The 7,610-nt window shown below is 68.6% G+C and carries 4 protein-coding genes; 3 read left to right on the forward strand and 1 reads right to left on the reverse strand.

All coding sequences use genetic code 11. The features are described from left to right. Positions 1–199 precede the first annotated feature (199 nt). Positions 200–424: a hypothetical protein gene (locus ACFVYE_RS44555; protein ID WP_389609229.1), complete on the reverse strand. Its 225-nt coding sequence runs from the start codon at positions 422–424 to the stop codon at positions 200–202. A gap of 130 nt (positions 425–554) precedes the next feature. Here ACFVYE_RS44555 and ACFVYE_RS44560 point away from each other — a divergent pair, with 130 nt between their 5' ends. The 3 genes from ACFVYE_RS44560 (at position 555) to ACFVYE_RS44570 (ending at position 7,445) form a co-directional block, all read left to right on the forward strand. Continuing rightward, entirely contained in the window at positions 555–1,883 is a 1,329-nt protein-coding gene (locus ACFVYE_RS44560; RefSeq protein WP_389609231.1) for a helix-turn-helix domain-containing protein, read from the forward strand. Positions 1,884–1,886: 3 nt separating this feature from the next. Beyond that, positions 1,887–5,702, forward strand: a complete 3,816-nt coding sequence (locus ACFVYE_RS44565) for a hypothetical protein (RefSeq protein ID WP_389609233.1) — start codon at positions 1,887–1,889, stop codon at positions 5,700–5,702. A gap of 561 nt (positions 5,703–6,263) precedes the next feature. After that, on the forward strand, positions 6,264–7,445 hold the full coding sequence (locus tag ACFVYE_RS44570; RefSeq protein ID WP_389609235.1) for an acyltransferase family protein: 1,182 nt from the start codon (positions 6,264–6,266) through the stop codon (positions 7,443–7,445). Positions 7,446–7,610: the final 165 nt, after the last annotated feature.

Consider the following 7,610-nt stretch of genomic DNA (forward strand, 5'->3'; position numbering starts at 1 on the left):
AACTTCTGTCCTGTCGCATTGAAGCTGTCGGATTCTCACTCGTTCCGCATGCAATTCGACAGGACACCATTCGCTCGTAGTAGTGCTGTTCTGTCCGCGATCTTGGCGGCGGCCTCTCAAGCGTGACCGAGGGGTCAACTCAACTTGTAGCGGTCAGAGTCCGTCATCGGTCCTTCGGACTCACCGTGGGGGTCGGACGTCAGGTCAACGTGGCGACCCCCAGGGCGATGAGACTGCAGAGCAGGGTGAGGGCGGCGCCGAAGACTGTGCCTGCGTGGAGCAGGGCGCCGGGGAGGGACGCGCCGTCCCAGTAAGCGAGGAACCCGGCGGAGATCGCTGCCAGGAGTGCGAGAAGGGCCGCGGTGAGGACCGCGACAAGGAGAGCGAGGGCGTGCACGGGCGGCGAGGCCAGCGAGACAGACATGGGTCATTCTCCGTTCCCTGAAGGGCTGTTGTCCGAGAACGAAGATGCCGAAGTCACCGTACGCTGGCGTTCGGGCGAACGAACATGTACGGGATCGCTCATCGATATGGCTGATCGCAAAGGAGGCCCGGTGCGGTCCTTGGAGGACATGTCCGATGGCGACGCTGTGCTGGCCGATCTCCAACAGCGCTTACGGGATCGGCGGGATGCGCGCGGCGTCAAGATGATCGCCTTGGAGAGGTTGACGGGCCTGGGGCACACCACCGTCAGCAAGGCGCTCAACGGACCGAACATTCCGACCAGGGCAACAGTGATTGCGCTGGCGAATGCCCTGAAGATGGATCTGGACCCGCTGCTGCAGCTGTGGGAGCAGGCGGTGGACGCCGGCCGCCAGGGGGCAGCGCAGGAGCCCCCGACGCGGGACTTCTTCCGCGATCTCATCGAGACGCACACGCGGTTGTTCGCAGGGCGTCACGCTGAGAGCGCACGGATCATGGAGTTCATCCGGGATCGCGCCTCCGGCTACGTCTTCGTGGAGGCGCTCTCGGGATACGGGAAGACCTCCCTCCTCGCGGATCTGGTCAGGCAGAATCCCGAGTTCCGCTACCACTTCATCAGCCAGGCATACCGGCGCAGGGGCGGCGGGTTCGACCCCACCAGCCCCGAGGACATATTGGAGTGCCTCTGTGAGCAGTTGGACCCCGCCCATACGCGCGGCGGCGGGCTGAAGAGCCTGGAGCGGCAGTTCCGCGGTCTCATCGCCCGTCCGCCGAAAGAGCCGACGGTCGTCGTGCTGGACGCTGTCGATGAACTGGAGCCGTCGGACCAACTCCGCACCCTGCTGCCGCGGCGGCTACCGCACGGCCTGGTGCTCGTGCTCTCGGGCCGCGCCCAGGGCGACCGGTCCTGCCTCAGCGACATCGCGCTGTCCCCGGCGGACATGGGCCTGCACCTGCGGCTAGAGGGCCTGGACGAGGTGGCGCTCGTGAAACTGCTCCAGATGGCGGGCGGTGCGGCGGCAGGACTGGCAGAGGACGCGGACTTCGTCGCACAGATGCACCGCGTCTCTGCGGGCGATCCGTTCTATGTGCGGTTCCTGGTGGAGGACGCGGCCGTCGGCGTGCTCACGCGCGACAACGTCGAGCGCACCCCCACTGGCCTCGAAGGCTACCTGGACCAGCAGTTGGAGCAGCTCAACCGCAGCGCCCACCGCACCGAGCACGTCGAGATCCTGGGGTTCCTGCTGGAAGCCGGCACGCTCTCCGCGTTCGATCTGTACAACCTGGTCGAGGGGCTGACCTGGCTGAACTTCGACACCATTCTGCGGGAGATCCACCGCTTCCTGCTGGTGCACCGGCGGGCCCTGCCAGGCGTGCAAGTACAGAGGGGCAGCGAGGAGTACAGCTTCTGCCACGACCGGTTCCGGCAGTACTTCCGGGGCCGCGCCGGGATCGGATAGCGGATGCGGTCCATTCGCGACGACGTCAGCGCACTGGTGTCCAGCGGGCGCACCCGTGCCGATCTCTCGGCGCATGTGCGGAACTGGCGTCAGTACCCCACGCTCTACACTATCGAGAACGCCATCCGGCTGGCGGCCGACGAGGGGCGTGGCGACGACCTCCACGACACGATCCTCGACGAGGAGTTCCGGCGCCTGCGACAGCGCGTGTTCGGTGTCAACGCGCTGCGGGCCGATTTGCACATCGCGCGCACATACTCCCTGATGCGCCGACCTGATCTGGTCAGGTACGTACAGGTACTCCTCCTGGAGCAGCGCCCCTTCGGCACCCCCGAGAGCACGCATGTCCAGCAGCAGCACTGCCGGGAGCTCGCCGAGTTCCTCCAGATCGACCGGCTCCCGCACGAGCGGCTCGACACCGGCCTGCACAAGGTTCTGGGGCGTTTCTTCACCGCCACCTCCGCCACTGCTCTGCGGCTGGCCGGGTACGAGCTCGGTGAATGGAACTGTTCCTGCGGCCAGTTGACCGGCCTCGCTCGGCGCTACGACCACACCTGCCCCTGTACGGCGGTCTCGGGGCACGGCAGGATCACCGAAGCGACACCCGGCTGCCCGGACCCCACCTGCGCCGGGTCTCTCGACTACGTCGTCTGCCCCAGCTGCCGAACCAGGGTGACCCTGGCGAACCTCTGGCAGGTGCGACGCGGCGGAGCCGGCCCCAACGACTTCCTGCTTCCCCTCACCCTGGACCTCGTCGTCGAGGACGAGCAGGGTCCGACCAAGCGGGCGAGCCACCTGCTGATGCACCTGCCGCTCCCTATCGGCCTGCGGGAACGGAACGGCGAGATCGTCTTCAACGCACCCACCGTCTTCTGGACGAGCCCGAGCGCGGAGCTGTGGTACCAGCGGCCCCCGGGGGACCGTTTCCTCGGCCTGAAGGACGCACTTCGCTACGACGGCCGGACCGAACTCCGGCCCATCCTCGAAGCCCTGCTGCGCCGCACCCTGCTGGGATACCGCCAGGGATACGCCCAGTTCGCCGATGAACTACGGCAGGACGTGATCGCAGGGCGGCCCGGGCAGACCCGTCCCCTCAGACGGCGACCCTGGACCGGGTCCGAGTACCGGAGCAGTTCCGCGTACACGCGCGGGTTCTGGAGCCGGCTGCAACGCGTGACCGTGCGGGATCTCGCACTCGGCGATCTGGTGAGCCGCGGCGCGGTGTCCGCGCAGTGCACCGTCGTCGTCTCACCGAGCCTGCGGGGCAGGGCGGCCCTGGTCAACGAGCGGCTGGCGGACCCGGACGGGCTGTCGATCCCGACACTGGTTCAGGTGAGCACGACGCTGCCCGACGGCGCCGTCCTCACCTCAAGACCGCCGATCGTGGCCCCCGAGCGGGCATCGAGCCTTGGCAAGGAGGGCCTGATCACCCCGGGCAGTCCGGTGCGACCTGGACAGCTCCTGGTGGGTGCCGCCTCGCCGGTGACGGATGACGAATCGCTGCGCACCCCAGAGGAGCGCCTGCTGTACGCCGTCTTCGGTGACGAGGCGCTGCGGAAGGCGCTGCTGAACAGGTCCTTGGAGATGCCCGGACGGCGGCCCGGGCACGTCTTGGCGCAGCGGATCAGCGGCGCTCTGGCGACCGATGCGATCCCGGCGGTGCCCGGTCGGCACCTGCGGGGTGGCGGGTCCGGGACACGCATCACCGTCACCGTCGCCGTCGACCAGCCGGTGCAGCAGGGGGACACGCTGGACGACGAGTCCGGCGCCTCCGCAGTCGTGTGCGGTCTCGCGGGCGGGCCCTCGCTCCGGCGGCTCGCGGGCAGCCCTGACGAACCGGACCTGGTCGTGGCGCCCGACCACCCCTGGGCCCCGCCACCGGGCGAGACCGGCCACACCATCCGGATCCGCCTCGCCGCTCACGGTCTTGCAGGACCGGACACCGGCGCCCGGTCCGCGGGCGACTACTCCCTGGTCCTCGACCAGCCGCTGTCGAGCGGAGCCGGCGACAGCGCCCAGATGATCGAGCCCAGGGAGTTCCAATGGCTCCTCGCGCACGGAGCCCGGCACCTGGCGATGGAGATCTACGGACCGCGCGGCGACTGTCCGGACTGGCGGAACGACCTGCGCACAGCACTGGAGGAAGGCGGCAGAGCGCTCGGGCCACCCCACCACCGGCCCGTCACTCTGCTCGACTCGCCGGCCCACGCCATCCGTCGGCTCGACGCAACGCTGCGCGCCGGCCGCGTCGTGCCGCGGCTCGAAGCCGATCGGATCGGCCTGCGTCTGATGACCGACGCCGACGTGGCGCGGCTCTCGCACGGCGAGGTGGTGAGCGAGGTTTTCTACAACATGCGGACCAGACGCCCCTGGCCGGGCGGGCTCTTCTGCCAGCAGATCTTCGGCCAGGACCGCGAGGACGAGTGCGTCTGCGGGGAGCGCCGCCGCAACTGGGACGCCGACGCGACATGCGACGCTTGCGGACGTACGCCGACCATGCCCCACGAGCGGGGCCGTCGCCTCGGCCACATCGAACTCCCCGTGCCGGTGGTCCACAGCTGGTGCCTCGGCGGCCCGGCCGGCGCCAGGCTCGCGCGCTCGCTACGGCTGACCGAGCAGGAGGTCCAACAGCTCGCCGACTGCGAGCTGGTCCTGGTCACCGACCCTGGCCCCACGGCGCTAACCACCGGGCAACTGCTGAGCGTCAAGAAGTGGGGCGCCACCGCCGCCCAGGACCAGGCCACAGCCGTGACGGGCGGACAGGCGGTGAACATCCTTCTACGTCGAGCCGGCGGTGCCATCCCGTCCGGCCTGTCCCCGGACACCGTCACCTTTCAGATGCTGCCGGTCCTGCCTCCGGATCTGCGACCCCACGTCATCGAGGACCACCGGACGATAGAGAGCGACCTCAACAGCCTCTACAGCGCGGTGCTCTCCAAGTCCGCCCAGCTCCGCCGCCTGAACGACCTCGGCGCCCCCATGGACGTGCTGATGGGCGCACGCCGCCTACTCCAACGCAAGGTCAGCGCGCTGCTGAACAGCGGCCGCCAGCCGGAACCGACACGGGACGCCAACGGGAGACAGCTCGTCAGCCTCGCGGACTCGCTCATGGCCCGCCCGAGATCCACCGGCACACTGCGCGACGACTTCCTGCGTCGGCCCGTGGACTACAGTGCCCGCGCCCGACTGGTGATCGCCAAGCCGCCGAACTTCGGCGACAGAGATACCGTTCCCGACCCGGAGGCCGTCTTCCTAGGCCGAGACCTGGCTCTTCATCTCGTAGAGCCGTTGCTCGTGCACGCGCTCATCTCCACCGCTACGGCCCGGCAAGGGTGGGAAGCGCGGGCGATGATCGAGGAACATGCCGAGGAAGCCATGCGGCTACTCGACGCGGTGTGCGAGCAGGCCCTGATCCTGGTCGCCTTACCCCACGGGCCCTGGCCGCTGGTGGCCCTCCGTGTTCAGGCGGCCGAGGTTCCCGCCCTGCAGGTGCAACCCGGGCTACTCGACCTTGCCGGTTGGAAGAATCTGGGCGAGACGGTACGCATCTTCAGCGTCCTGACCACCGAGGCGATCAGGGAGGCGACCGGCCTGCTGACGGTCGACGCTCTGCGTAGGGCAATTTCCCCACGCCAACCCACGACGCTGAACTCCTTCTTCGATCTGCCCTGCGGGGAGCTCGGCAACCACATCGCCGACACGGCACTGGCCACCGGCTCGTTGCCCCTCAAGCCAGACGACGGCTTGCTCCTGTGCGATCCCACATGGCTCGCCGAGCGGACTGGCGAACACCGGCTGGATGGGCCACACGGAAGGTGATACCGCCGAACATCAGGGCATTGCTGTTTGAAGGACTCGTACGCGAACGGCGAAGCGTTCTCGGGCGACGCTGAGCGCCTCCTCCGCCGTGTGCGACCACCCATGCGGTGGGCCAGGACTGTGAGACGCGACGGCGTGGCCCATTGCTGAGACAACCCGACAACACCCAGGTCATCGCAACGGAACGGGACACTCCGAATGCGAACATGCAGGTCAGCTGTAGGCACCCATTTCCTGTCTCCCCTTCTCGGTGACCGTGTCCCTTGTCCGGCCCATGGGACACCTTCGTGCGACGACCCCGTGTCCTTTGAGTCGTTCGTGCAGTTGCTGAACTCGAAGAGCCTCCGCGCCTAGCGCGAGCTGCTGAGGGGTCGGGCGTGGTCAAGTCGGTGTCGATGAGTCTCCGTGGCATGGATGGAGCGATCACCGAGCAGCACTTTTGGCCGCGTCCCAGCCCCTACTTGCTGTGGTCTTCGACGCTTTGGCGCACGTTCCGGTGGCGGCATGGGCAGAAGCACTATTCCGGCACGTACTGGTCGTCCACGCCTATGGAGCTGCGCCATGACTGACTCGGGCCGGACTGATGTGCCCGCACCGCCGTCCAGGTTGCCGTCATTGACGGGGGTTCGCTTCGTTCTCGCGTTGGCGGTGGTGCTGAGCCACATGTCCCACGTGTCTGGCCTGTTCGACGGGCCGCTGCAGATGGTTCTCGGAGTGCTCGAACCGCTGGCGGCCGCCGCAGTGACGGGCTTCTTCGTCTTGTCGGGTTTCGTTCTGACGTGGGCTCACCGTCCCGGGGACCGGCCGCGGGCGTTCTGGCGGCGGCGCTTGTGGAAGATCTTTCCCAATCACGTGCTGGCCTGGGCGTTCGTGGTGGCGTTCTTCGCGTCCACCGGGGCGGGGCAGGTGCTGACCATGCGAACCGGTCACAGTCCGGGCGCTGCTGCCGCCAACCTGCTCCTGCTGCAGGGGTGGGTTCCGGACGCGGACTGGTTCTTCAGCCTCAACACGCCAGCCTGGTCGATCTCCTGTGAGGCGTTCTTCTACGCGCTGTTCCCCGCCTTGCTGGTGCGGGTCCTGCGGATCCCTACGCACCGGCTGCGGGCGGTGTGGGCGGGCACCGTCCTGGTCATTCTGGCCCTGCCGCTCATCTCCATCACGGTCGCCGGGCCGGTGCTGTACGACTGGCTGCCCGTTAACGAGAACAGCCTGTGGTTCAGCTACGTCCTGCCACCCGTCAGGCTGCCGGAGTTCGTTCTCGGCATCGTGACCGCGCGGATGCTGCAGACCGGCTCCCTGCCCCGACCGACCCGCGCGTGGACGGGCGCGCTGCCGGGCGCCGTGCTGATCTCGATGCCGTTCCTGCCGCCCCAGTACGCGCTGGGCGCCGCGATGGCCGCTCCCATGGCGGTCGTGATCGCCGGGCTGGCCCTCGCGGACATCGAAGGCCGATCCCGGCTCCTGGCCAGGCCGGCCGCCATCGCGTTGGGTGATTCCTCCTACGCCCTCTACGTCATCCACTTCCCCCTCCTGCTCATCGCCCGCTGGCTGTTGGGCGTCGAGCACACCTTCACGGCCTGGACGGGCATTCCCATCGTCCTCGCCCTCACCGCCCTGTCCATGGGCGCCGCCTGGTTGATCCATCGGTGCTACGAACGCCCGCTCACCCGCGCCCGGAGCCACCCCGCCCCGCGCATCCCGCGTCCCACTGCGCTCCTGGGCCCCGCCCGGCCGCGCCAGTAGCAGCCCGACCGGACCCGCCGGGAGCAGGCTGAGGAGACCCGTCAGGAATGACACCGGGGGTGCTCGCACCGTAGGCGGATGCCGATGCCGGTCCGCTCACCCTGTGCGGACCCGCATCGGCATCCGCCGACGTCCACGAGGGGATCGGACCGTGGCGGAGCGGGC

The organism is Streptomyces sp. NPDC058239 (assembly GCF_042882185.1).
Taxonomy (GTDB): domain Bacteria; phylum Actinomycetota; class Actinomycetes; order Streptomycetales; family Streptomycetaceae; genus Streptomyces.